Below are 22,177 nucleotides of genomic sequence, written 5' to 3'. Positions count from 1 at the left end.
ACCAACAATTAACCGCTATGTAGCTTGACAAAATTAAAATATTTTTACTTAGAGTTTAGAATGTTCTCAATTTATATACTGACATATAACGAAGAATTAGATATTGCTGCTTGCATAGAGTCAGCGATGCTATCGGATGAAATTATTGTTGTAGATTCATGCAGTAGCGATCGCACTGTAGAAATTGCCAATCGCTATCCTATCCGCATCGTTCAACACCCTTTTGAAAGCCACGGACGCCAACGTACTTGGATGCTAGAATCCATTCCCCCCAAGCATGAATGGGTTTATATTCTAGAAGCCGATGAGCGCATGACACCAGAACTGTTTGCAGAATGCGAACAAGCAATTCAGCATCCAGAATACATCGGTTATTACGTTGCTGAACGTGTCATGTTTATGAATCGTTGGATTCGCTACAGTACCCAATATCCGCGTTACCAGATGCGCCTTTTTCGTCATGGTAAAGTTTGGTTTACAGATTATGGTCATACAGAGCGAGAAGTTTGTAACGGTACAACCAGCTTTTTAACAGAAACTTACCCTCATTACACTTGTAGCAAGGGCTTGAGCCGTTGGATTGAAAAGCATAACCGCTACTCGACAGATGAAGCCGCAGAAACATTGCTTCAAATTCAACAAGGTAGTGTTAACTGGCGAGATTTATTCTTTGGGAAGTCAGAGGTGGAAAGACGCCGCGCTTTGAAAGACTTATCTTTGCGTTTACCTGCCAGACCGATTGTACGCTTCTTGTATATGTATTTTTTATTAGGTGGCTTTTTAGATGGACGTGCTGGGATGGCTTGGTGTACATTACAGGCATTCTATGAATATTTAATTTTACTCAAAGTTTGGGAAATGAAGCACATACCCGTAACCAGCTTAGATACACAAACATCTTTTCGAGAAAAAAATACACAGGCTGATGTAGCCTGAGTTCATCTTCGGTTTAAAGACTATGCCAATTTGCTAGCTGTAAGTGGTTTTACTCACCAATAAGATTTACCTAAAAAATTTTGTAAGACATCTTGCACATATTCTTGAGATTTCCAAGTCCAAGGATATGGCTGAGGATGTTCTTCGCATTATGTTAAATTAATATTTATATATAGATTTATTAGAAAGATTTCTCTTGCTTGGCTGAGAGATATTAAAAGGAAAAACCGTTCTTTATACTGTTTGACAATAGTTTTATAACTATGAGCCGCTTTTGATTACGCGCGGTAAGATTAGTAATAACCAGGTGACTTGCAACAATTATTTACAAATCTTACAAAGAAAAGTAACATCATCTGAGACAAACCAGCCTTGATTTTAATAGGTAGTTATACCAGATCTATATGAGGTTGCGTTTTATTGACTCAGAGGCTAAAGCCTCTGGCTCACGAACCTAGATACAGAGCGGCCTTCCGCATTGCTGGGGTCGTTAGGCTAATTAGGCGCAAGTTTATCAAGAAGTGGTCTAACCTAATAATCCAGAAAAGCACCGGATTTTCGGCAACGAAAAGGTATTTTTGTAACTGTGGCTAAGCTGCTAGTAGAGACAGCTGCTTGCAGTAACTTGTGCTTTAACTAGTGTCTCCTTGAGTTAACGAAGATGTTGGTATGAATACTGATAACAAAAGCTCCACTAGCTTAAAAAAGGAGAATAGGGACTTGGTAATTAATCGTCTAAAACAGGACTTAAAAAATGACCTGATCGCTGGTTTGTTGGTAGTAATTCCACTAGCAACTACGATCTGGCTAACTATTACCATTGCTAATTGGGTAATCAACTTTCTTACCCAAATTCCCAAACAACTGAATCCCTTTGAGGGGCTGCATCCTATACTAGTAAATATACTGAATTTAGGAGTCGGATTAGCTGTACCACTGCTGAGTATTCTATTGATTGGTTTGATGGCTCGAAATATTGTGGGGCGCTGGTTATTAAATTTTGGCGAACAGGTATTGCAGGCGATTCCTTTAGCTGGACAGGTATACAAAACCCTGAAACAGCTTTTAGAAACACTCCTCAAAGATTCTCCTGGCAAATTTCGTCGCGTAATTTTGCTAGAGTATCCCAGGCGAGGAGTATGGGCGATCGCCTTTGTCACAGGCATCATCAGCAATGAAATTCAAGCCCAGATGTCTCGTCCTATGTTGAGCGTTTTTATACCAACGACCCCGAATCCCACTACAGGATGGTATGCAATAGTTCCTGAAGATGAGGTAGTGAATCTGTCATTGTCGATAGAAGACGCTTTTAAGATAGTAGTCTCTGGTGGCATTGTCGCCCCCAATACATCCCTAGCAACCCTAACAGTCTCTCAAAAGGAAGTACCAAACCTAGAAACAAAGTCAGAAATCATTCCGCTGGTAGAAAATTCAAATCTCTCGGACAAAGTTACAAGCAAATAGATAATATAGTTGTCTGACCATGCGAAAATCTACTGACTTCTAACTTCATTCTTTCTACTTTTATCAGTCTTTAATTCATTCCAACTTTACTTTTATGCAAGACCGTAAACCCCAGCAACTTGCTCGTGAACTAGCGCTGTTAAGCCTCAGCCAGTTGCCAGTCAATCCTAAGAAACTGACAGAAGAACATCTGCCCAAATTAGTACTAGCAGCAGTACGCACCCTCAGATCAGAAGTCCAGGATACCTTGGATAATGCAGCTGGTGAACTACAACGCAGTCACGATCGCATCTTAAGCAGTCAAACTCGTGCTTCCGACATCAATACTGCTAGAACAATGCTGCAAGAAGCGATCTCATACACACAAACAGCAATCAATAAATTAGGTGCAGCAGTAGAGTTCCCTGAACTAATTCAGCTAGCAAATCAAGACAAGACAGTCAGCAAATATGCTATTCAAATTGTCAAGATAGTCAGCGAACAACGAACTATTGTTGATGAACAAATTACCGCTGCTCTAGTAGATTGGCAAGTTGCTCGCCTCGCCCAAATCGATCGGGATATTCTGCGAATTGCTGTGGCAGAAATGCTGTTTTTAGACTTGCCAGATAGTGTAGCCATCAATGAAGCTGTAGAACTAGCCAAACGCTACAGTGGCGACGAAGGTCATCGGTTTATTAATGGCGTTCTGCGCCGAGTCACAGAGCAAAAAAAGACAGCATAGCGTTTTATAGAAACCAAAGCGACCTTTATGAGTGCTAAGTTTTGAGTTAAGAGTGAGAAGTGAGGAGTGAGGAAATCCTGGGGGTTTTCACACCAAAAAACAGACAGGAGTTAAATTAAACTCATAACTCATAACTCATACTTACATCACAACTAATATCACTAGCTGCAATGGTTTTTAATTGGTTCCGCCGTCAATATAACGATTCCTCCGAGATTCCCGCCCAACAACAGCAACAAGAAACTCCTCCTGTACCAGAACCCCAACCAGAACCAGCCGAAACGTCAACGCCAACAGCAGAAACTACACCAGAGACAACGGCAGATTTATTAGCTTTTGCAAAGGCCGCTTATAAAAATATCCAACAAAAACAGCAATCCCAAGCAGTTGAACAGGAGCCAGCAGAAGCTGAAATTGAAACTGTACAATCACCAGCATCGGCAGAATTAGATGCAACTGTTAGTCAAACAATTACAGAAGAATCTGCTGAAGTTACAGAAAATCTACCAAGCTTAGAAATCGATGCAACTGTTGCTCCAACAACTCCTGAGGAATTATCAAGTACAGAAGAAGAAAGTACAGCTACTTCTGCAATAGCAGAAATTGCCGAAACAACAGATGTCGCCAGCCCAGAATTAGCGCCGAATGCGGTAGAAACAGCAGCCACTGAATCTATTAGTACCCCAGAGCTAGCACAGCCAACAGCATCAGCAAACTTATCCTTCTTAGAACGGGCGGCGGCGGAACGGCAAGCAAAGCAGGAAAGGCTAATAGCCAATGCCATTGAAGTACCAGAACCTGAGATAGTACAGCCATTAGCTACTACCTCAACTAGCGTCACGCCGGAGACAACACAAGAATTTACTGGACTGGCCTTTGATGAAGGATTTGTCTGGTCAACAGAAATCTTAGCAGCCCAAGGTAGGCGTCCAGAGGATATTTCTATTGAAGAAATTACCTGGCTGAAAAAGTTACGGCAGGGCTTAGACAAAACCCGTCGGAGTATACTCAACCAGCTCAAGGCAATTGTGGGTCAGGGACCTCTCAACCAAGCTGCGGTAGGGGAGATTGAAGCTTTGCTCCTCCAAGCTGATGTAGGTGTGGAAGCAACAGATTTAATTATCAATGCCCTACAAAAAAAATTGCGGGATGAAGTTACGCCTCCAGAAGAAGCGATCGCTTACCTCAAACAAATTCTGCGGGATATGCTGGATAATCCAGTACAGAAAAACTACAAACCGACTTTTGCCCCAGAAAAGGAAACACTCAATATTTGGTTGATCACTGGTGTTAATGGTGCGGGTAAAACTACTACTATCGGTAAAATCGCTCATCTCGCACAAAGATCGGGTTATAAATGCTTGATTGGTGCGGCAGATACTTTCCGTGCCGCAGCGGTAGAACAAGTGAAGGTCTGGGGTACTAGAAGTGGTGTAGAAGTAATTTCCAATCCCGGTAAAAATACAGATCCAGCCGCAGTGGTGTTTGATGCGATCGCTGCTGCTCAAGCTAGAGAAACTGAATTACTCTTAGTTGATACCGCAGGGCGATTGCAAAACAAGAAAAACTTAATGGACGAACTCACGAAAATTCGTCGGATTATTGACAAAAAAGCCCCTAATGCCAAAATAGAGTCACTCTTGGTTCTAGACTCCACTTTAGGTCAAAATGGATTGCGCCAAGCTGAAGTCTTCTCGCAAGCGGCCCAACTCAGTGGCGTGGTATTAACTAAGCTCGATGGCACTGCTAAAGGCGGTGTTGCTCTTGCTGTCGTACAGCAGCTAGGTTTACCAATTCGCTTTATCGGTGCTGGTGAAGGAATTGAAGACCTACGTCCCTTTTCTAGTTACGAGTTTGTCGAAGCACTCTTAAGTGGCTGATTTAAAATTTTGCAGTTAAGATTTTTCTTTGGAAACTAATAAATTTGGGACTTACGGCTCTGGTGCGATCGCTTAAATTTACTACTAGTGAATTACTGAAAAAAGCGTAAGTCCCAAAGTCATTAGTTTGTTATAAAATTTGCACTACCTTTGCTAAAATTCTACTCTAATGGGGGGTTCCTAAATCTAGGATTACAGTATAGTTGCAGCGCAAAAAACTCTGTAGACTCTGATGTAGTGCTCTTTTTAAAGTCAGACAGATCTAAGCAACTTTATTCTCTATAGAGTTTCTTACAAATTACCACTGGGTTAGTTACCAGGTAACTCCCAAGAAAGGTATGCATAAGTACCCAGTAGCAATAGATTGTTGCCAGTAACCTGTAGAAACTCCTAAGTGTATTATCAGTCTCTACTGTTTATAGAATCCATAAATATTCTCTGCGCAAACTTTAAAAATGTAAAATATGTTTGTTAAACTACAAAATTCTCCATAAGCTCTAATTGTCAAAATCTGAGGTAGGTGTATTCTCCATGAGCTGCTTAGGTGTAGCCCGCCGTAGGCATCGCTCGTTGAACAACTTTTCTTCCATCAAATAGCCGCATTACCTTGACATCTTTTTAGCCTAGAAGCTGAATGGCATTTGCTTTGCTCTCAAGCTTTTAAGAGACCCTCAAACCCCTAGGAGCTTTGACCCCTCACCCCCAATAATGATGCTGGCAACGTAATATATTATTTTCCGCCCAAAGCATTTTTCTGTCGAAAGACATATAACTAAGTAATTTAGTGATGAGAGAATCAAAATTCTGCTAGGGTCTGCCGAAAATGGCTAATTTTAACCCTGAGTTTCTGAAGAAGAATATAGTACTTAAAATTGCTAACTTTAGTAAGAAATATAATAACCAAATGCAATACTTATATAATTCACTGCCTACGTCTTTCTACTCTTGCTAAAATGACAAATCTTGTCCCAATATGGTTTAGCAATGCCAAATCCAAAAGATTTATCAGTAATCTCAAGTTTGTCTCTTTTAAAATGCAATAGTACCTGTGCTTGTGTCTCAACTGCCCTCTCAACCCACTGACAGTAATAGTAGTGCTGCAACTGATGTAACTCCAGTCGTAGCGCTGAAAGAACTCGTGTCAAGGCTGCACCGGGAACAGAACAAAATTCAGGATTTGTTAAGTTCTTTAGGATTTGCCCTTAGAAGCTTCAATAATTTGAATCAATTTTTGGAGTTGATTCCGCTGATGGCAACCAGAGTTACAGATGGGGACGGCAGCGCCCTATTTCTGTACAAACCTAACGGTCAAGTCAGATTAGAACAACTACACTGGCAAGATAGTGGTCAGCGTCGGAATATTCGTAAAGCCCTAGAAACCGCTACTAGTCAAATCACCCTTGTGCCAAATACTGCCCCTCTAGCAACCGCCACGGGGATTTTGGACGATCAAATGCATCGTTATTTGGGGCCAGATGTGCAAATCTTTGGCACGGCTATTTTGGTAAAACATACAGAACGCGGATGGCTGTATGTTTTAAGCCGCGATCCAGAATATAGCTGGACAGAAACTCGACAAAAGTTAGTCCGGTTAGTAGCAGATCAAACCGCAGTAGCGATTGAAAACGATGAACTAGCAGTCGAACTGAGGAAAAAAGAACGCCTAGATCAAGAACTAGAAATTGGTGCAGAAATTCAACGGCGACTTCTACCACGTCAATGTCCGATCGTTCCAGGTGCGGTCTTAGCTGCACGCTGTAAACCTGCTAATCGTGTTGGTGGAGACTACTACGACTTTATTCCCACCAATCAAAATCAGATTCAGCTAAACCCCAAAACTGGTTTAGAAACTGGAACTTTGGGTTTAGTGATTGGGGATGTCATGGGTAAAGGTGTTCCCGCCGGTCTGATTATGACGATGATGCGGGGAATGTTACGGGGAGAAGTATTGCATGGTAATTCTCCCTCAAAGATTTTGCAAAACTTAAATCGAGTCATGTATGCGGATTTAGAAAATTCTCACCGCTTTGTGACGTTATTTTACTCAGAATATAATCCTTTAACGCGAGTTTTATCTTACAGTAACGCTGCACATAACCCTCCTTTGTGGTGGCACGCAGCAACAAAAACTGTAACCAGGTTAGACACTCTGGGAATGCTAATTGGTTTAGATGCTAATAGTCAATATGAAGATGCCCAGGCACAATTAGAACCTGGGGATACAGTTATTTACTATACAGATGGCTTAACTGATGCCGCAGCAGCGGGTGGCGATCGCTTCGACGAAGAAAACTTTGTTGCTTGTTTCAGTGCTGCTTGTAGATATTGTGATGGACCAGAAGAGATTGTAGAATACCTGTTTGACCAAGTGCAGCAATTCATCGGTGATGAGAAACAAAACACCGATGATATGACATTAGTAGTTTTACAAATTGAATAGTTCTTCGTCATTAGTCATTAGTCAAAAACTAATGACCAATGACTAATGAGCAATGACCAATATCAAAACACAATTGTCCAACCTTGCTTGCGGGAATCTTCTTTGGTATAGGAAACACCATCAATCTTGATTCCTTTGTGATCAAGTAGGGTAATAATGCCGCCATTATTATCTAATTGAATACCGTCTTTACCTAAAGGGACTTTGATAACCTCGCCTGGATTAATAGTGCCACTGAGGCGCTGTTTGCGCTTGAGGCGATCGGCAATTGCCCAACCACTCAAATCAACTTTATCGGGTGAGGTATTAATTAAAGTCACAGTTTCTTTACCAACATCATCACCAGCCGGATTTACCAAAGCTGCAATAATGCGGACTGCTGCTGTTGCCGCAATTGGCGTAATTTCATCTATTCTGTTACCAGTATTGTCATCGGTATGGAACGATTGGGACTGGAAGGCTAAAAAGATTCCTACCCATTGATTCCGCGCTGGATAATGAATTAGCAGTCCGCCATCTTGCCAAACACCATTATCTTTTTGGAATTGACCGGCATTACCCTGGTTAAAGTGGATGTCATGAATACCGTTACCAGGAAGAAAACCAAAATACTTGTCCTTCACATCTGCTTCTGGACCCCACCTTTCACCAAAAGGATAGAGTACTGCTTCTGGTGAAGCGATCGCCCGCCCAATGTATAATTCCAGCAACTCGTTGAGGTCGTTGTCTGGTCCGGGAACGTTGTAAGGCAATGGCTTCATCTGCTTTGGATCGAATAAATTCCCCCGAATGTAGTCTAAAGCGACTCCTCCTGGTTTACTCGGCAACTCATTAAAGCCAAAATTTAACTCTTGTAGTTCCTTTGTGATGGGGTGAGAGAAGTTTTCGTCAATTAAGTACAGTAATTCGGAAGGACTTTCTTGTGATTTAACATTGATGGCAATGCGATATTTATTCTTCTTATCGTCAGTTACCAGAACTTGATAATGGGGAGATGAGCCTTCACCAAGCTTGCGATCTACCACTTGGCATTTTAGAACCCCATAATTTTTCAATGGCATCTGTATTCTCCTAAATTTCTCTGTAGACAAAGCTGGTCTAATATTTTACTTACTTTGTTTATAGATAATTTAAATAAAAGTTAAACTATCTAGATGAATCAGCTATCATGTTCAATCTTGGCTAAGTATTGTGAGATACAGTAGTAGCCTGTTGGGTAGTTTTTTTCTGTAAGCAATCAGTGATAAATCAGCCCTAGCCAATGGGGGTAACCGCAAGAATCTGCGATCGCTAATGGGGAATTGCGATAAGTATGGAATACCCAATTGGCTGTAGCTTTTAGATTTTCCTTGCGACGTTTATCTTCGCCAAACGCTTCAAAAGCCAGACTCCACCAAGCATTGTCGTGAACTGCCAAATTAGTGATTTCTACACTACAACCGTTATCGATAGGTTCGTTAGCTGCAACGGCTTGTACGGAAAAATCAGCGAAAACTTGAAAAAGCTGCGAATAGCGAACTTTCTGCACAGTTATCCATGAGGGATTACCTAAAACTATTGCAGGCTGAAAACTTTCATCTTGGGAATCTTCACACAGCCATTTGCCCCATTTTTCTGCTTTACCAGTGACTAATTCTCCAAAATCCATTACATCTAGTTCTGCTTGGCGCCATTTAACTTCTAGCCTTCCCTGTCGTAGTTTGATTCCCAGATAATCACATCCTGGCGAGTAGAGATAAACATCTTCCCGTGCTTCTGGTGATTTTAATGGGTCAATCAGACAATTTGCACAAAACCAAACTTGAATATTGTCTGGGAACTTGCCAGGATAAAACCAGCGCAATTCATTACTGATCAACATAAATTCGTTGATTAACTTTAGTTATTTAATAGCGTCCCTGTTGATGGGACAATGAGAAACTGTGCCTGCCTTGTTTTGCTTCCAGTCCAAAGGAATTTATAAAAATGTGGAAACGAATTGCATTCATGTTGCTATTGGTATTGAGCTTTAGCCTAAGTAACCCTGGTGTAGCAGCTGCGGCGGGACTCAAAAGCTTTGTAAACACTACTAATGGCTATGAGTTCTCATATCCTAACGGCTGGTTGCAAGTTAAAGTTGCCAACGGTCCTGATGTAGTGTTTCATGATTTGATTGAAATCAGTGAAAATGTCTCAGTAGTAATTAGTCCTGTTCCAGAAGGTGAAACTTTGGCAAAACTGGGGACACCAACAGAAGTAGGATATAAGTTGGGTAAGGCCGCTCTGGCTCCCCCTGACTCAGGTCGTTCAGCTGAATTAGTCAATGCTTTTGAACGGGAATCTGATGGTAAGACATACTACATCCTAGAGTATGCGGTTAAACTACCCAATCAGCAACAGCGACACAATATCGCTAGCGTCGCCGTCAGCCGTGGTAAACTTTTTACTTTTAATGCCTCAATTCCAGAAAGACGTTGGCAGAAAGTTAAACCTGCTATGGAAGAGGTTGTAAATTCATTTTTAGTTTATTAATTGATAATGGGGAATGGGTAAAGATTAATAGTTAATTTTTAATTCCTCTTTCCCCCTCTTTTTCTACTTTGATATGGTTATTCCACCGTTTGTACTTGCTTCTGCTTCACCAGCGCGACGCCGCTTACTACAAACTGTTGGCATTGAACCAATAGTTTGCCCTAGCGATTTTGATGAATCGCAAATCCAATTAAACGATCCTAGTCAATTGGTGCAAACTCTTTCGCAGCGCAAAGCGGAAACTGTAGTTCCGCAGTTTGAATCAGCTTTGATTATGGGTTGCGATTCAGTTTTGGCTGTTAATGGTGAGATTCACGGTAAACCTGCCAACGCTCAAGAAGCGATCGCCCGTTGGCAGATTATGCAAGGTAAATTTGGCGACCTTTACACAGGCCATACCTTGATTGACCTGGCGCAAAACCGCAGTGTGGTGAAGTGTCAGGTGACTAGGGTTTACTTTGCCCAAATGAGCGATCGCGACATTCAAGCTTATGTGGCTACAGGTGAACCTCTCAAATGTGCTGGTGCTTTTGCGCTTGAAGGTTTTGGTAGTTTATTTGTAGAAAAAATTGCAGGTTGTCACAGCAACGTTATTGGTCTAAGTTTACCTTTGCTGCGCCACATGCTAGCAGAACTAGGATACAACGTCGTTGATTTTTGGCCTTAGTCAAAAGTCAATGGTTAATAACTAAACTGCCTAGTATGCAGTACTGCTTCTCCATGATCTGGAATCCAAGCTAGCCACTCGTCTTCCGCAACCTGACACAATAACAGTGCTTCCTCAAAACTAAAAGGATTAGGAAGTTGCAACAGTTTCACCCAGGTAGAAGCGGCAAACTTCTGTGATGGCTCTTGGGCGTAAGACTTGCTGGTAATATCCAGATTCCGCCTTCTGAGTTGCACTGCAAAATCTGGTCTTTCAGAATCTAGTTTCATAGCTAATGGACTAATATCAAATTTATTCTGTAACTAAGGATACAAAATAAATAATACTGTTGAAAAGCAACCGTTTTATAACTTTACGTTGGATGGGTGTAAGTGTTTGCTTATGTTGCAACCTAGAACAGCTAGGGCGCGGCTAGTTGTAGACTGGCAACTAGACCATATTCCCCAGCTACAATATGTCATTTACTTCTACTCCCTCACTGCGTGAGCAACAACATCCTCTAATTCGTCAGCTGGCTGATTGTATTGAGACAGCTTGGCATCAGCATTTGGATTTGTCGCCTTACAATTTACCTGCGGAATTGGGGTATGTGGAAGGCAGACTTGAGGGTGAAAAACTGACCATTGAAAACCGCTGCTATCAGACACCCCAGTTCCGCAAAATGCACTTAGAACTGGCAAAGGTGGGAAATATGCTAGATATTTTGCATTGCGTCATGTTTCCTCGCCCAGAATATAACCTACCGATGTTTGGTTGCGATTTAGTGGGCGGTAGGGGTCAAATTAGCGCGGCGATCGCAGATCTTTCACCTGTGAGTTTAGATCGCACCTTACCCGAATCTTATACTTCGGCGCTGTCAGCTTTAAAAGGGGTAAACTTCTCCCAACCTCGTGAATTGCCAGAATGGGGACATATCTTTTCTGATTTTTGCATCTTTATTCGCCCCAGTTCTCCAGAAGAAGAAACGCTGTTTCTCTCCCGCGTACAGGAATTTTTAACAGTTCATTATCAGCAAGCGATCGCCTCTAGTCCCGTTTCACCGGAACGAGTGCCGCAAATTCTGGCTGGACAACGCAACTATTGCACCCAACAGCAGCAAAATGACAAAACCCGTCGCGTACTCGAAAAAGCTTTCGGCCCAGTTTGGGCAGAAAATTATATGACCACAGTTTTGTTTGATCTTCCAGATTAATCTCTACTGACATACAGAGAAAGTTTTTTCAGACGGGGAAGATAGCAAAGACAAACAGAGACTTTTTCAAAAATTCGCCCTTATCCCTCCAAAGTTCTGAGCGCTGAAAGTCGGCGCTTAGACTTCTGTGTTTTTCTCCCTTTCCTGCGCATATTCTCATCTGTAGGTTCTGTTACGTTTTCCAGAAACTGATGAATGTAGAATTCATTTAACCAAAGTTTGATGGAGTGAGTCAAAACCAGCAGAGAGGCTAAGTCTTTGGAGTGGATATCTAAAGACACTTGGTTGTCTTGTGGATATGGATATAAGTCAAAAACTCTGCTTATAAGTTAACCAGAAAGTTAAGGAAAAAGAGATGTTAGGACTTCTCTGTTTGATAGATATTTTTTAGTTGATCGATGTTTCACTGAAAGTCAACTCACTTTCGTAACTAAATTGGGTTCACCAATGCAAACAGCTGAATTTCATATTCTCTTTTACTTTTGTAACTAAATACAGTCCCTGCCATCAATCTGTGGAATTATTTCTGAGCAGATGTAACCTTGAACCCCAAAAAACTTGTTTATGTTATAGACAACTGGCAGATTCTAGTTTGCGATATTTGCCGTTGTTAATTTCAAGGTAATCAACTCTTTCAGACTACCCACAGTTAGGTGCAGCTAGAAATATTCATTCAATCAACAAAGTTCTTTTGCTAGCATCATCACCAGCAAAAAGTTTGTAAGTGCAAAGGCAACATTTTTACGAGACTTCACCTTCATAAGATTGATGTCGATAATGTTACCTTTGCTAATACCAATTCCAGGAAAAAATGAGACAGATGCGTAGGTTGGGGAGCCACTCACGTGGGCGGGTTTCCCGACTTGAGTGAAGTGGCGTTTGAACTCAGTGAAACCCAACAATTACAAAACTTTGAAGTGTTGGGTTTCGTTCCTCAACCCAACCTACATCCACATCATATTTTTTGTGAAATGGTATAAGCTCCACGGCATCACTTCAGTTGATTAAAGCATCTATCTAGTGGAGTAAAACTACTAAAAACTAAAAATTTTTGCACTTACAATACGCTTTCACCATCACAGGCTATGTCAAAGACATCTGCCGTAAAAGTGTCTACGCAATTGTCATCCTCTCATACTTAATTCAGTTCACTAATAACTGTATGAGAAGCTGGCTGTTTACTAAAAACTCTGTTTGACTAGTGCAGCAAGGCAAAAACTACTATCCAGTTGAAAACTCTAAAAAACTGTCTATATAAGCTTTCTTTCTGCCTACTAAATTCTGCCTTTTAACACTAGTCAAACTGCGCATAAGTCGCTTTTTTCAATCAGCACAACTCAGATAAATGGGCAATATATCATGTCAAGGGTGACTGAGAAGCCACAGTTAAGGGAGCAGCAAGTTGATCAACCTAAAGTTTGGTGGAGCATTGCTGTAGCCCTACCAATAGTAATCGCTGTCGGCGTTTTAGGTACAGCCAAAGTCGAGCAGTTGAAAAAGTTAGCTTCGTCCGTACCCATTAGGCCAATGACCAACAATATCACTGCTGTGGGGCATTTGGAACCACGTGGAGAAGTAATTAAGTTGTCTGCGCCAATGGCGGGGATGCAAGCGTCGTCGCGAGTTCAACAACTCTTGATTAGAGAAGGCGACAAGGTAAAACAAGGTCAAGTACTTGCGATTTTGGATAACCACGATACTCAAACAGCTGCACTAGAAGAAGCAAAAGCAAAACTGCAAGAATCTCGTGCCAATTTAGCACAAGTAAGAGCTGGCTCACCAAGAGATATTCAAGCCCAAACATCTGTAATTGCTCGATTAGAAGCTCAGTTACGTGGAGAAAGGGATGCACAGCAAGCAACCATCGCTCGAATCGCAGCCCAACTAAGTGGCGAAAAACTCGCTCAACAAGCAATGGTTAATCGCTTAGAAGCGGAACTGGGAGGACAAAAAGATACTTTAAGAGCCACACTGACACGAATACAAGCTGAACAGCGTAATACCCAAGTCGATGCTCAACGCTATGACATGTTGTATAGAGAAGGTGCAATTTCTCAACAGGAGCGAGATAGAAGGCGCTTAAGCGCAATCACTAGCAATCAACAGGTTGTAGAAAGTCAAGCTACTCTCAAGCAGACTATTGCAACTATTAAACAGCAAATTGCTGAAGCTAGAGCTAATCAAGTCAAAACCTTATCCACTTTACAACAGCAGCTGATTGAAGCCAGAGTTAACCGCGATAAAACAGTAGCAACTTTGCAAAGGCAAATCGACGAAGAAAAAGCTAAACTCAACAGACTTCTAGAAGTTCGCCCCACTGATGTGCAAATGGCACAAGCGCAAGTCAGCAATGCGATCGCAATGGTGAGAAAAGCGGAAGCAGAACTCAAATTGAGCTATGTTCTAGCCCCAATTAATGGTGAGATTTTAAAAATTCACACCAAGTCAGGAGAAGCCATCAATCAAATGGGAATTGCTGAAATTGGGCAAACCGATCAAATGTTCGTCATCGCTGAAGTAGCTGAAGACAGTATTGGTAGAGTGCGTCTCGGTCAAAATGCCACTGTTAGTAGTGACAATGGAGCCTTTACCAGCGAATTAAGGGGAACAGTTACTGAAATTGGTAGAAAAATTGGCAAAAAAGATGTGCTGAATACAGATCCAGCCGCAGATGTTGATGCCAGAGTTGTAGAAGTGAAAATTGCTCTGACTCCAGAAGATAGCTCAAAAGTTGCAGGCTTAACCTACGCAAAGGTTGTAGTTGAAATTAATAACTAAGCAATTCAAAATTCCAAATAACTAGCCTTGTTTTAGCAAGCTAATGAGTTACTAACTGTATCCAAAATAAACTTGGAAAAATTTAGCAATTTCAAGCTCATACCAACAGCTTTTAATATCAAACTTTATTACTAATCTTTATGTGGTCTTGGTTGAGATTGCTAGAAAATCATTTTGATTAAAATTTTTACTCTATAATCCAAAACCTCAAGTGTGAAATTGGTATTAGTAATGATAAATGAATTAATTGCTGGGATTTTTCAACCCCATAAGCTCAATAAAAAAATACCTTTATCCTGGCTACAACTAACAAGAGAAAGAACTCGCTTAGCCGTGGCTTTGGCAGGGATTGGCTTTGCCGATATTTTGATGTTTATGCAATTAGGTTTCCGAGATGCTTTGTATTTTAGTAACGTTCGTTTTCATAGTAGCTTGCAGGGCGACATTATTTTAATTAATAGTCAATCTAATGCTGTCCTATCAATGAAAAGTTTTTCCCAACGGAGATTATATAAAGCTTTAGATTTACCAACAGTACAATCAGTACATGGAATATATCTGGACTATACAAGCTGGAAAAATCCTGAAACAGGCCGTCCTCGTAGCATTCTAGTATTTGGATTTAATCCTGAAGTCAACTTATTTAACTTACCTGGAGTTCAAGAAAATTTAGAGCAACTGAAACTGCCTGATGTAGTGTTATATGACCGTTCTTCTAGGGTAGAGTATGGGCCAATTGCTGCTAATTTTGACCAAGGCAAAACTGTGACAGCAGAAGTACGGCGGCGACGAATAAAAGTAGGAGGACTATTTACTTTAGGTGCATCATTTGGGGCTGACGGTAACCTAATTACTAGTGATATCAACTTCTTACGAATATTCAATAATCGTCAGCGAGGTTTAATTGATATTGGAGTTATTAAATTAAAGCCAGGAGCAAACGCTACTACTGTCACTCAAGACTTAAGAAATTATTTACCTAAAGAAATCAATGTTTTAACTAAGCAAGAATTCATCGACTTTGAACGAAATTACTGGGCTAGTAGTACCGCTATTGGATTTATTTTTACTTTAGGTACAATTATGGGTTTCATCGTAGGAACTGTAATTGTTTATCAAATACTTTATACAGAAGTAGCCGATCATTTGGCGGAGTATGCTACTTTGAAAGCCATAGGATATACACAAAATTATTTATTAAAAGTAATCTTACAAGAGGCATTAATATTAGCAGTAATCGGCTATATGCCTGGATTCACTTTTGCTTTATTTATGTATAAGACTGCCAGAGATGCAACACTATTACCAGTATTTATGAGCCTTGGACGAGCAGTAACAGTGTTGATTTTAACTATGGTAATGTGCTTTATTTCTGGCGCAATAGCTGTGCGGAAATTACGTTCAGCAGATCCGGCAGATATATTTTAGTTAATAACAAACGAAAAATTATTAATTATTATTTTTTAAATTAAAAATGATTATAAATGCTCAATACTTATTAAGATTCATATTTTATAATTAATAATTGACAACCTGTTTTTAGTACTAAATTTCCGTTCTTGGACTGCTAACATCTAGCTATTTAACTTATGATGAAAAAAGAACCTGTAATTGCTATTAAAAATCTCAATCACTACTATGGTAGAGGCGCACTTAAAAGACAAATTTTATTTAACATTAACCTAGAAATTTTCCCTGGAGAAATTGTGATCATGACCGGACCATCTGGTTCAGGTAAAACAACATTACTGAGCTTAATTGGTGGTTTACGGTCTGTACAAGAAGGTAGTTTAAAATTTTTAGATAGAGAATTATTTGGTGCTAGCCAAAACCAATTAGTGCAAGTTCGGCGCAAAATTGGTTATATTTTTCAAGCTCATAATTTGTTGGGTTTTTTAACAGCCAGACAAAACGTGCAAATGGCGGTAGAGTTAAATGATGAGATTGCACAAAGTGAAGCAATCGCTAAATCAGAAGCAATGCTTGGGGCTGTTGGCTTAACCGAAAGAATTAATTACTATCCAGATAATCTTTCTGGAGGTCAAAAACAAAGAATTGCGATCGCTCGGGCTTTGGTGAATCATCCCCCACTAGTACTAGCAGACGAACCTACAGCAGCTTTAGACAAACAATCTGGACGTGATGTTGTAGAAATAATGCAGAGTCTTGCCATAGATCAAGGAACGTCTATTTTGTTGGTAACCCATGACAACCGGATTTTGGATATAGCCGATCGCATTGTAGAAATGGAAGATGGCCTTTTAACGCGTGATTCTCAAGCTATGGTTAACAGTTACGATTCTGGTGTGAAGAATCATAACTCAGAAAAACGATAGAACTGCACCCTAAAACCCTAATAATTATTTAGCAGAACCTGATTGTTTGAATATCGACTGCTGTAAATTTTTTGGGGAGTTAGGTTGACGACTAGTACGGAATGTAACATTTACACCTTCGTTTGACTGCTCCAGTACTAAAAGAGGAGTAGGCTTAGCCTTTTGATCCCAGTGCATGTGGGCAACGCGCCCTTGAATTGTCGGTTGCCAGGTATCTTCATCTTCTGTGGGGCTTAAGTAAGTTTCAATACAGTCAATAATTTGGCTAATAGTTGCAGAAGTCGCTTGCGTTGGTAACTTCATTAACCGAATTTGAATGCGAAATAGTACTCGCTTGGCAATGTTTGCCCCACTGCCAGTTTCGTACTCTACATCAAAAATTTCATCTACCTGCCGTCCGCTATTGCTGGCAATCCCTACTTGTCCCTGTTGGGATTGATTTGGACGCAGAGCTTGCGAAATTTTATCTTTGACTTTGATTTTCATTTGATTAACGATCGCAAAATGAAATACCTCCTCAGACATCCGCATCCGCAAGTAATCCAAGTTAAAGTCCCGTGAGTTAACCAAATCGGGATTAGTTTCCATTTTGCGAATTGTATCCAGCGCTAACTTAAACTTTTTCTCTAGCTCCCGCGCCCGAAATTGTTCAAACTTGAGTTTTTTCTCTAGCTGAGTCATCAAAACTCTGCCATAAACAACCACAACAATCAAGGCTAAAGCTAGTCCTCCAGAGCCTAAAACTAATAAAGGCGGTGTTTCTGGAGTACTTGCTGGTACTTCATGGGATGCCTTTTTAGGCAGTTGGGCAACAAACATCGAAGTTGACATGGTGAGCAAATAGAAAAACTTTATTTCTAATGTTTAGGATGCCCAAATTTTGCATCTCATTTTGCGGTATTATTACTGTTTTTTACAGCTTTTGCGAAATAGTATATGTACACACACCTTAGCCTCTCTGGTGAAGGTTTTATAAATCCCTTGCCTGTGTCTCAAGCTGACTCAAGTTGCTGGAACAATATTCGGCTGATTGCTACAGATATGGATGGGACTTTAACCAGCAAAGGAAAATTTACAACTAAATTGCTGCAAGCTTTAGAAAATTTAGCAGCAGCAGAAATTAAAGTAATAATTGTTACAGGGCGTTCTGCTGGGTGGGTGAGTGGACTAAGTAGTTTAATGCCTGTGGTAGGTGCTATAGCAGAAAACGGAGGCCTATTTTATCTGTCTGGGAGCAATCAACCAGTAGCCTTAACTCCCATTGCCGACTTAGATAGTCATCGTCAGCATTTAGCAACGGTTTTTGGGCAATTACAAACTAAATTTCCGCAACTCCAAGAATCCGCCGATAATCGTTTTCGCATCACCGACTGGACTTTTGACGTAGCTTCATTAACTACTACTGAACTACAAACTCTAGGTCATCTGTGTCAAGAAATGGGATGGGGATTTACTTACAGTAATGTGCAATGCCACATTAAACCCCAAACTCAAGATAAGGCTATTGGATTATTGCAGATATTGCAGGAATACTGGCCTGAATATTCCACAGAACAGGTTGTCACAGTGGGCGATAGCCCTAATGATGAAAGTTTATTTGATCGGCGTTATTTTCTGATGTCTGTAGGTGTAGCAAATGTGTTGGAGTATGCAAATCAGTTACAGCATCAGCCAGCTTATGTTACTTCTGCTAGTGAAGGTGAGGGATTTTGTGAGTTATCTAATTATCTTTTGCAATGTCGACCTATACAACCCACAGACATAATTTCGTAGTCATACCATTTTAGATTTTGGATTTTGCGAAAAGTTGAGCCAGTGCGTTGCGGTGAATCCAGCCCTGAAGGCGGGAAACCCGCCGTAGGGGACTGGTGAACCCGGAGGGAGGTTCCCTCCGTTATAGCAACTGGCCTTGTGTGGGCGGGTTTCCCGACTTGAGCAAACTTTTCAAGACAGCCATTCACGCCAGGTTTTGGCACAACCAAGGATGAAAATATTAATCCTTCTTTCTGCCTCCTGCCCCCTGCCTCCTGCCTTATTTTCAAGCTAGATTTTGGATTGGAAATTGCCTTCTGTGTCCGGTTTTCCTGAATTCATCTGTTGCAATCAATTTTTAAATTGGTATCAGAACTTCAGTCTGCAAGTATAAATTCTATATTAGTCATTAATCATTAGTAAACAATTAGATCCCCAACTTTTTTGAAATTTGAAAAGTCGGGGATCTGGAAGGAGCAAATTTTCACATATCATCTAGGATTGCTATTGTGTAGCAAACAAGAAAAATAAATTTTTGCTGTTTGCCCCTACGATCGCTCACAGATCAGAAGAAGGTTCTAATAACTGAACAGTCGCCTGTGCTGCTGGGACCTTAATTATCACTTTTTTGTTAAAAGTCAGTCCGGTTTCACCTTTGTCAATGAGAATTGTGTCCCCAGAAATAAAGGTGTTCTCCAGTAACTTAGTGGCGATGGGGTTTTCTATTTCGCGCTGAATTGCTCGTTTCAAGGGACGTGCGCCATAAACAGGGTCATAGCCTGTTTCCACTAGGTAGTCACAAGCAGATGCAGAAATATCAAAGAAGATTTTTTGCTCTTTGAGCAGATTTTCGACGCGCTTAAGTTGAATGCGGATAATATGTCGCATTTCTGAACGACTAAGAGTATGGAAGATAACAGTTTCATCCACACGGTTGAGAAATTCTGGGCGGAAGTGCGATCGCAACGCTTCTGTTACCCGATTTTGCATCATGTCATACTTGGAGTCATCACCAGATATATCGAGGATGTGTTCACTACCGATGTTACTGGTCATCACAATCACAGTGTTCCGAAAATCGACTGTTCTGCCTTGAGAGTCAGTAATTCTACCATCATCTAAGACTTGCAATAAAATATTGAATACATCTGGGTGAGCTTTCTCCACTTCATCCAATAGGACTACAGAGTAGGGATGACGGCGAACTACCTCGGAAAGTTGACCTCCTTCTTCATAGCCAACATAGCCTGGAGGCGCGCCTACCAGTCGAGAAACCGAGTGTTTTTCCATATACTCGGACATATCCAAGCGCACTAAGGCATCATCAGAATCAAAGAGAAACTGAGCTAGAGCACGAGCTAGCTCGGTTTTACCTACACCCGTAGGCCCCATGAACAAAAATGAACCGATAGGACGGTTAGGATCTTTCATGCCAGCCCTAGCACGACGAATAGCCGCCGCTACTGCTATTACCGCTTCTTGTTGCCCAATAACTCGTTGATGCAAATGATGCTCTAGTTGTAGCAATTTTTGCCGTTCCGATTCCATCAGGCGATTTACAGGAATCCCTGTCCACTTGGCGACGATTTCCGCGATATCAGCTTCTGTTACTTGTTCTCGCAGCAGAGTAGAACCTGTACTTTGAATTTTTAAAAGTTGTGCTTCTTTGGCTTCGCGATCGCGCTGTACTCCCTCCAATTTGCCATACTTCAATTGAGCAGCTTTATTTAAATCGTAGGCACGTTCCGCCTGCTCTATTTGCACTCGCAGCGCATCTTCTTCTTTCTTTAAAGCACTGATAGCCTCTAACAGTTGCTTTTCACCTTGCCATTGCCCATTTAAATCTTGTTGTTTTTCAGTTAAATTAGCGATTTCTTCTTCAATGCGCTGCAATCGCTCTCTTGTTGGTGCGGCAACTTTGTCTTCCCCAGCTAATGATAGCTTTTCCATTTCTAGCTGCATCAGGCGGCGGTCAATGGTTTCCAGTTCCGCAGGTTTAGAGGTAATCTCCATTTTCAGCTGTGCCGCGGCCTCATCCACTAAGTCAATGGCTTTATCTGGTAAAAAGCGATCAGAAATATAACGCGCTGACAGCGTTGCTGCGGCTACTAATGCTGAATCAGAAATTTTGACGTTGTGATGAACTTCGTAACGTTCTTTTAGACCTCGGAGAATGGAAATCGTATTTTCTACACTAGGTTGATCCACAAATACTTGCTGAAAACGACGTTCTAGGGCAGCGTCTTTCTCAATGTGTTTGCGGAACTCATCTAAGGTAGTAGCGCCAATACAGCGCAATTCTCCCCGCGCCAGCATGGGTTTTAGCAGATTCCCTGCATCCATTGCTCCTTGCTGATTGGAACCAGTACCAACAACAGTGTGTAGTTCGTCGATAAACAAAACTATTTGACCGTTTGATTCAGTAACTTCCCGGAGAACAGCTTTGAGACGGTCTTCAAATTCACCTCTGTATTTAGCACCAGCAATTAAACTACCAATATCTAAAGAGATCAACTGGCGGTTTTTCAGAGATTCGGGAACATCACCATTCACCATGCGTTGCGCTAAAGCTTCCGCGATCGCTGTCTTACCGACCCCAGGTTCGCCAATTAATACAGGGTTATTTTTGCTACGACGAGATAGTACCTGAATTACCCTGCGAATTTCATCATCTCGCCCAATTACCGGGTCAAGCTTGCCCGCTTTAGCCTGTTCTGTCAAGTCTCTACCAAATTTTTGCAGAGCTTCATAGCGAGACTCTGGATTTTGATCTGTCACTTTTTGGCTACCGCGTACAGTTTTGGTTGCAGCCTCTAGCTTACTATTATCTACATTCAAACCTTTGAGGAGCCGCCGCCCAATCCGGTCATCCTCAGCAAAGGCCAGGAGTATATGTTCCACGGAGATGAAAGAATCTTTCATCCGCACTCTATTTTCTTCGGCGCGATCGAGCAGAACGTCTAAACTCCGACCAAGATAGAGCTGATCGCTTTTCCCAACTTTTGGCTGACGTTGGGTAAACGCTTCGAGTTGCTGTTGCAAGCGCAGCGGATCAACTTCAGATCTCGCAAGAATACGTATTGCTAGGCTAGTAGGTTCTTCTAAAAGGGCAATAATTAAATGTTCTACGTCAAGCTGCTGTTGTTGATAGGCACGGACTATATCCTGAGATTTTACAATCGCTTCCCAGGCTTTATCAGTAAATTTATTGGGATCTGTAGGTTGCATCTTTAAAATTTTTGAGTTGAGATTTCAGATTTTACAGCCATTGGAAGGGTTCTCTGGCTCGTACTAAATGGCGTGATTTTATTGTATAAATTGGCAATTGGGGAGGAATAAATACATAAAAAGCCCAATATATAGCAATGCGCTTATTGCCTTAGCCTAGAATAAAAACTGTGCTGGTTCATAGTTCATACTTCATAAATAGTTTTTACTCCCCAATTAAATATCCAAACATTATTGGCATGTATTCGCGTGTATCTGTAGTTGCAATT

The 22,177-nt window shown here is 41.2% G+C and carries 19 protein-coding genes; 13 read left to right on the top strand and 6 right to left on the bottom strand.

The features are described 5' to 3' along the window. Positions 1–60 precede the first annotated feature (60 nt). The 5 genes from BV375_RS28495 (at position 61) to BV375_RS28475 (ending at position 7,444) form a co-directional block, all read left to right on the top strand. Positions 61–936, top strand: coding sequence for a glycosyltransferase family 2 protein (locus BV375_RS28495; RefSeq protein ID WP_086766760.1), 876 nt, complete (start codon positions 61–63; stop codon positions 934–936). Between the two features lie 669 nt (positions 937–1,605). Beyond that, positions 1,606–2,400 carry a DUF502 domain-containing protein gene (locus tag BV375_RS28490; protein WP_086766758.1) on the top strand — a complete coding sequence of 265 codons (795 nt, stop codon included), beginning with the start codon at positions 1,606–1,608 and terminating at the stop codon, positions 2,398–2,400. Positions 2,401–2,494: 94 nt separating this feature from the next. Next, positions 2,495–3,124, top strand: a complete 630-nt coding sequence (gene nusB, locus BV375_RS28485; RefSeq protein ID WP_086682055.1) for a transcription antitermination factor NusB — start codon at positions 2,495–2,497, stop codon at positions 3,122–3,124. Between the two features lie 170 nt (positions 3,125–3,294). Continuing rightward, positions 3,295–5,004: a signal recognition particle-docking protein FtsY gene (gene ftsY / locus BV375_RS28480; RefSeq protein ID WP_086766756.1), complete on the top strand. Its 1,710-nt coding sequence runs from the start codon at positions 3,295–3,297 to the stop codon at positions 5,002–5,004. A gap of 1,054 nt (positions 5,005–6,058) precedes the next feature. Beyond that, complete coding sequence (locus BV375_RS28475) at positions 6,059–7,444, top strand: PP2C family protein-serine/threonine phosphatase (RefSeq protein WP_208096156.1); 1,386 nt, start codon at positions 6,059–6,061, stop codon at positions 7,442–7,444. 62 nt (positions 7,445–7,506) lie between these two features. Here the strand turns inward: BV375_RS28475 and BV375_RS28470 are convergent, their stop codons facing one another. Then, complete coding sequence (locus tag BV375_RS28470; RefSeq protein ID WP_086766752.1) at positions 7,507–8,505, bottom strand: DUF2278 family protein; 999 nt, start codon at positions 8,503–8,505, stop codon at positions 7,507–7,509. Between the two features lie 176 nt (positions 8,506–8,681). Beyond that, entirely contained in the window at positions 8,682–9,305 is a 624-nt protein-coding gene (locus tag BV375_RS28465; protein WP_086766750.1) for a hypothetical protein, read from the bottom strand. A gap of 104 nt (positions 9,306–9,409) precedes the next feature. Between BV375_RS28465 and psbP the strand changes: the two genes are divergently transcribed. After that, positions 9,410–9,955, top strand: a complete 546-nt coding sequence (gene psbP, locus BV375_RS28460) for a photosystem II reaction center PsbP (RefSeq protein WP_086766748.1) — start codon at positions 9,410–9,412, stop codon at positions 9,953–9,955. A 73-nt stretch (positions 9,956–10,028) separates the two neighbouring features. Then, a complete protein-coding gene (locus BV375_RS28455; RefSeq protein ID WP_086766746.1) occupies positions 10,029–10,622 on the top strand; it encodes a nucleoside triphosphate pyrophosphatase in 594 nt (197 codons plus the stop codon). A gap of 14 nt (positions 10,623–10,636) precedes the next feature. Here BV375_RS28455 and BV375_RS28450 read toward each other — a convergent pair whose 3' ends face one another. Further along, the gene (locus BV375_RS28450) at positions 10,637–10,891 is read right to left on the bottom strand and encodes a hypothetical protein (RefSeq protein WP_086766744.1); all 255 of its coding nucleotides are present in this window, start codon (positions 10,889–10,891) and stop codon (positions 10,637–10,639) included. 185 nt (positions 10,892–11,076) lie between these two features. Here BV375_RS28450 and BV375_RS28445 point away from each other — a divergent pair, with 185 nt between their 5' ends. Further along, the gene (locus BV375_RS28445; protein ID WP_086766742.1) at positions 11,077–11,814 is read left to right on the top strand and encodes a phycocyanobilin:ferredoxin oxidoreductase; all 738 of its coding nucleotides are present in this window, start codon (positions 11,077–11,079) and stop codon (positions 11,812–11,814) included. Positions 11,815–12,491: 677 nt separating this feature from the next. Here the strand turns inward: BV375_RS28445 and BV375_RS37265 are convergent. Then, positions 12,492–12,659 carry a hypothetical protein gene (locus BV375_RS37265; protein WP_166507551.1) on the bottom strand — a complete coding sequence of 56 codons (168 nt, stop codon included), beginning with the start codon at positions 12,657–12,659 and terminating at the stop codon, positions 12,492–12,494. Here BV375_RS37265 and BV375_RS38895 point away from each other — a divergent pair, their 5' ends adjacent. The 4 genes from BV375_RS38895 (at position 12,660) to BV375_RS28425 (ending at position 16,928) form a co-directional block, all read left to right on the top strand. Continuing rightward, positions 12,660–12,794, top strand: a complete 135-nt coding sequence (locus BV375_RS38895; RefSeq protein ID WP_279432977.1) for a hypothetical protein — start codon at positions 12,660–12,662, stop codon at positions 12,792–12,794. 379 nt (positions 12,795–13,173) lie between these two features. Further along, positions 13,174–14,592, top strand: coding sequence for an HlyD family efflux transporter periplasmic adaptor subunit (locus tag BV375_RS28435; protein ID WP_086766738.1), 1,419 nt, complete (start codon positions 13,174–13,176; stop codon positions 14,590–14,592). Between the two features lie 231 nt (positions 14,593–14,823). After that, entirely contained in the window at positions 14,824–16,020 is a 1,197-nt protein-coding gene (devC, locus tag BV375_RS28430; RefSeq protein WP_086766736.1) for an ABC transporter permease DevC, read from the top strand. A 164-nt stretch (positions 16,021–16,184) separates the two neighbouring features. Continuing rightward, a complete protein-coding gene (locus BV375_RS28425; RefSeq protein WP_086766735.1) occupies positions 16,185–16,928 on the top strand; it encodes a DevA family ABC transporter ATP-binding protein in 744 nt (247 codons plus the stop codon). A gap of 24 nt (positions 16,929–16,952) precedes the next feature. Here the strand turns inward: BV375_RS28425 and BV375_RS28420 are convergent, their stop codons facing one another. After that, the gene (locus BV375_RS28420) at positions 16,953–17,759 is read right to left on the bottom strand and encodes a hypothetical protein (protein WP_086766733.1); all 807 of its coding nucleotides are present in this window, start codon (positions 17,757–17,759) and stop codon (positions 16,953–16,955) included. Positions 17,760–17,864: 105 nt separating this feature from the next. Here BV375_RS28420 and BV375_RS28415 point away from each other — a divergent pair, with 105 nt between their 5' ends. Further along, on the top strand, positions 17,865–18,701 hold the full coding sequence (locus BV375_RS28415; RefSeq protein ID WP_086766731.1) for an HAD family hydrolase: 837 nt from the start codon (positions 17,865–17,867) through the stop codon (positions 18,699–18,701). A gap of 537 nt (positions 18,702–19,238) precedes the next feature. Here the strand turns inward: BV375_RS28415 and clpB are convergent. Further along, a complete protein-coding gene (clpB, locus tag BV375_RS28410) occupies positions 19,239–21,908 on the bottom strand; it encodes an ATP-dependent chaperone ClpB (protein ID WP_086766729.1) in 2,670 nt (889 codons plus the stop codon). Positions 21,909–22,177: the final 269 nt, after the last annotated feature.

Origin of the sequence: Nostoc sp. 106C, from assembly GCF_002154725.1 — a bacterium.
In the GTDB taxonomy this organism is placed as follows: domain Bacteria; phylum Cyanobacteriota; class Cyanobacteriia; order Cyanobacteriales; family Nostocaceae; genus Aulosira.
The sequence above is the reverse complement of the archived record's forward strand: the minus strand, read 5'-3'. Positions and strand labels throughout refer to the sequence as shown.

What these genes read in the sequence shown, in the direction of transcription:
- devC (WP_086766736.1), top strand. Translation starts at nt 14,824, where the DNA reads ATGATAAATGAATTAATTGCTGGGATTTTTCAACCCCATAAGCTCAAT.
- psbP (WP_086766748.1), top strand. Translation starts at nt 9,410, where the DNA reads ATGTGGAAACGAATTGCATTCATGTTGCTATTGGTATTGAGCTTTAGC.
- BV375_RS28445 (WP_086766742.1), top strand. Translation starts at nt 11,077, where the DNA reads ATGTCATTTACTTCTACTCCCTCACTGCGTGAGCAACAACATCCTCTA.
- BV375_RS28420 (WP_086766733.1), bottom strand. Translation starts at nt 17,759, where the DNA reads ATGTCAACTTCGATGTTTGTTGCCCAACTGCCTAAAAAGGCATCCCAT.
- BV375_RS28435 (WP_086766738.1), top strand. Translation starts at nt 13,174, where the DNA reads ATGTCAAGGGTGACTGAGAAGCCACAGTTAAGGGAGCAGCAAGTTGAT.
- BV375_RS28415 (WP_086766731.1), top strand. Translation starts at nt 17,865, where the DNA reads ATGTACACACACCTTAGCCTCTCTGGTGAAGGTTTTATAAATCCCTTG.
- BV375_RS28450 (WP_086766744.1), bottom strand. Translation starts at nt 10,891, where the DNA reads ATGAAACTAGATTCTGAAAGACCAGATTTTGCAGTGCAACTCAGAAGG.
- nusB (WP_086682055.1), top strand. Translation starts at nt 2,495, where the DNA reads ATGCAAGACCGTAAACCCCAGCAACTTGCTCGTGAACTAGCGCTGTTA.
- BV375_RS28465 (WP_086766750.1), bottom strand. Translation starts at nt 9,305, where the DNA reads ATGTTGATCAGTAATGAATTGCGCTGGTTTTATCCTGGCAAGTTCCCA.
- ftsY (WP_086766756.1), top strand. Translation starts at nt 3,295, where the DNA reads ATGGTTTTTAATTGGTTCCGCCGTCAATATAACGATTCCTCCGAGATT.
- BV375_RS28490 (WP_086766758.1), top strand. Translation starts at nt 1,606, where the DNA reads ATGAATACTGATAACAAAAGCTCCACTAGCTTAAAAAAGGAGAATAGG.
- BV375_RS28470 (WP_086766752.1), bottom strand. Translation starts at nt 8,505, where the DNA reads ATGCCATTGAAAAATTATGGGGTTCTAAAATGCCAAGTGGTAGATCGC.
- BV375_RS28455 (WP_086766746.1), top strand. Translation starts at nt 10,029, where the DNA reads ATGGTTATTCCACCGTTTGTACTTGCTTCTGCTTCACCAGCGCGACGC.
- BV375_RS28495 (WP_086766760.1), top strand. Translation starts at nt 61, where the DNA reads ATGTTCTCAATTTATATACTGACATATAACGAAGAATTAGATATTGCT.
- clpB (WP_086766729.1), bottom strand. Translation starts at nt 21,908, where the DNA reads ATGCAACCTACAGATCCCAATAAATTTACTGATAAAGCCTGGGAAGCG.
- BV375_RS28425 (WP_086766735.1), top strand. Translation starts at nt 16,185, where the DNA reads ATGAAAAAAGAACCTGTAATTGCTATTAAAAATCTCAATCACTACTAT.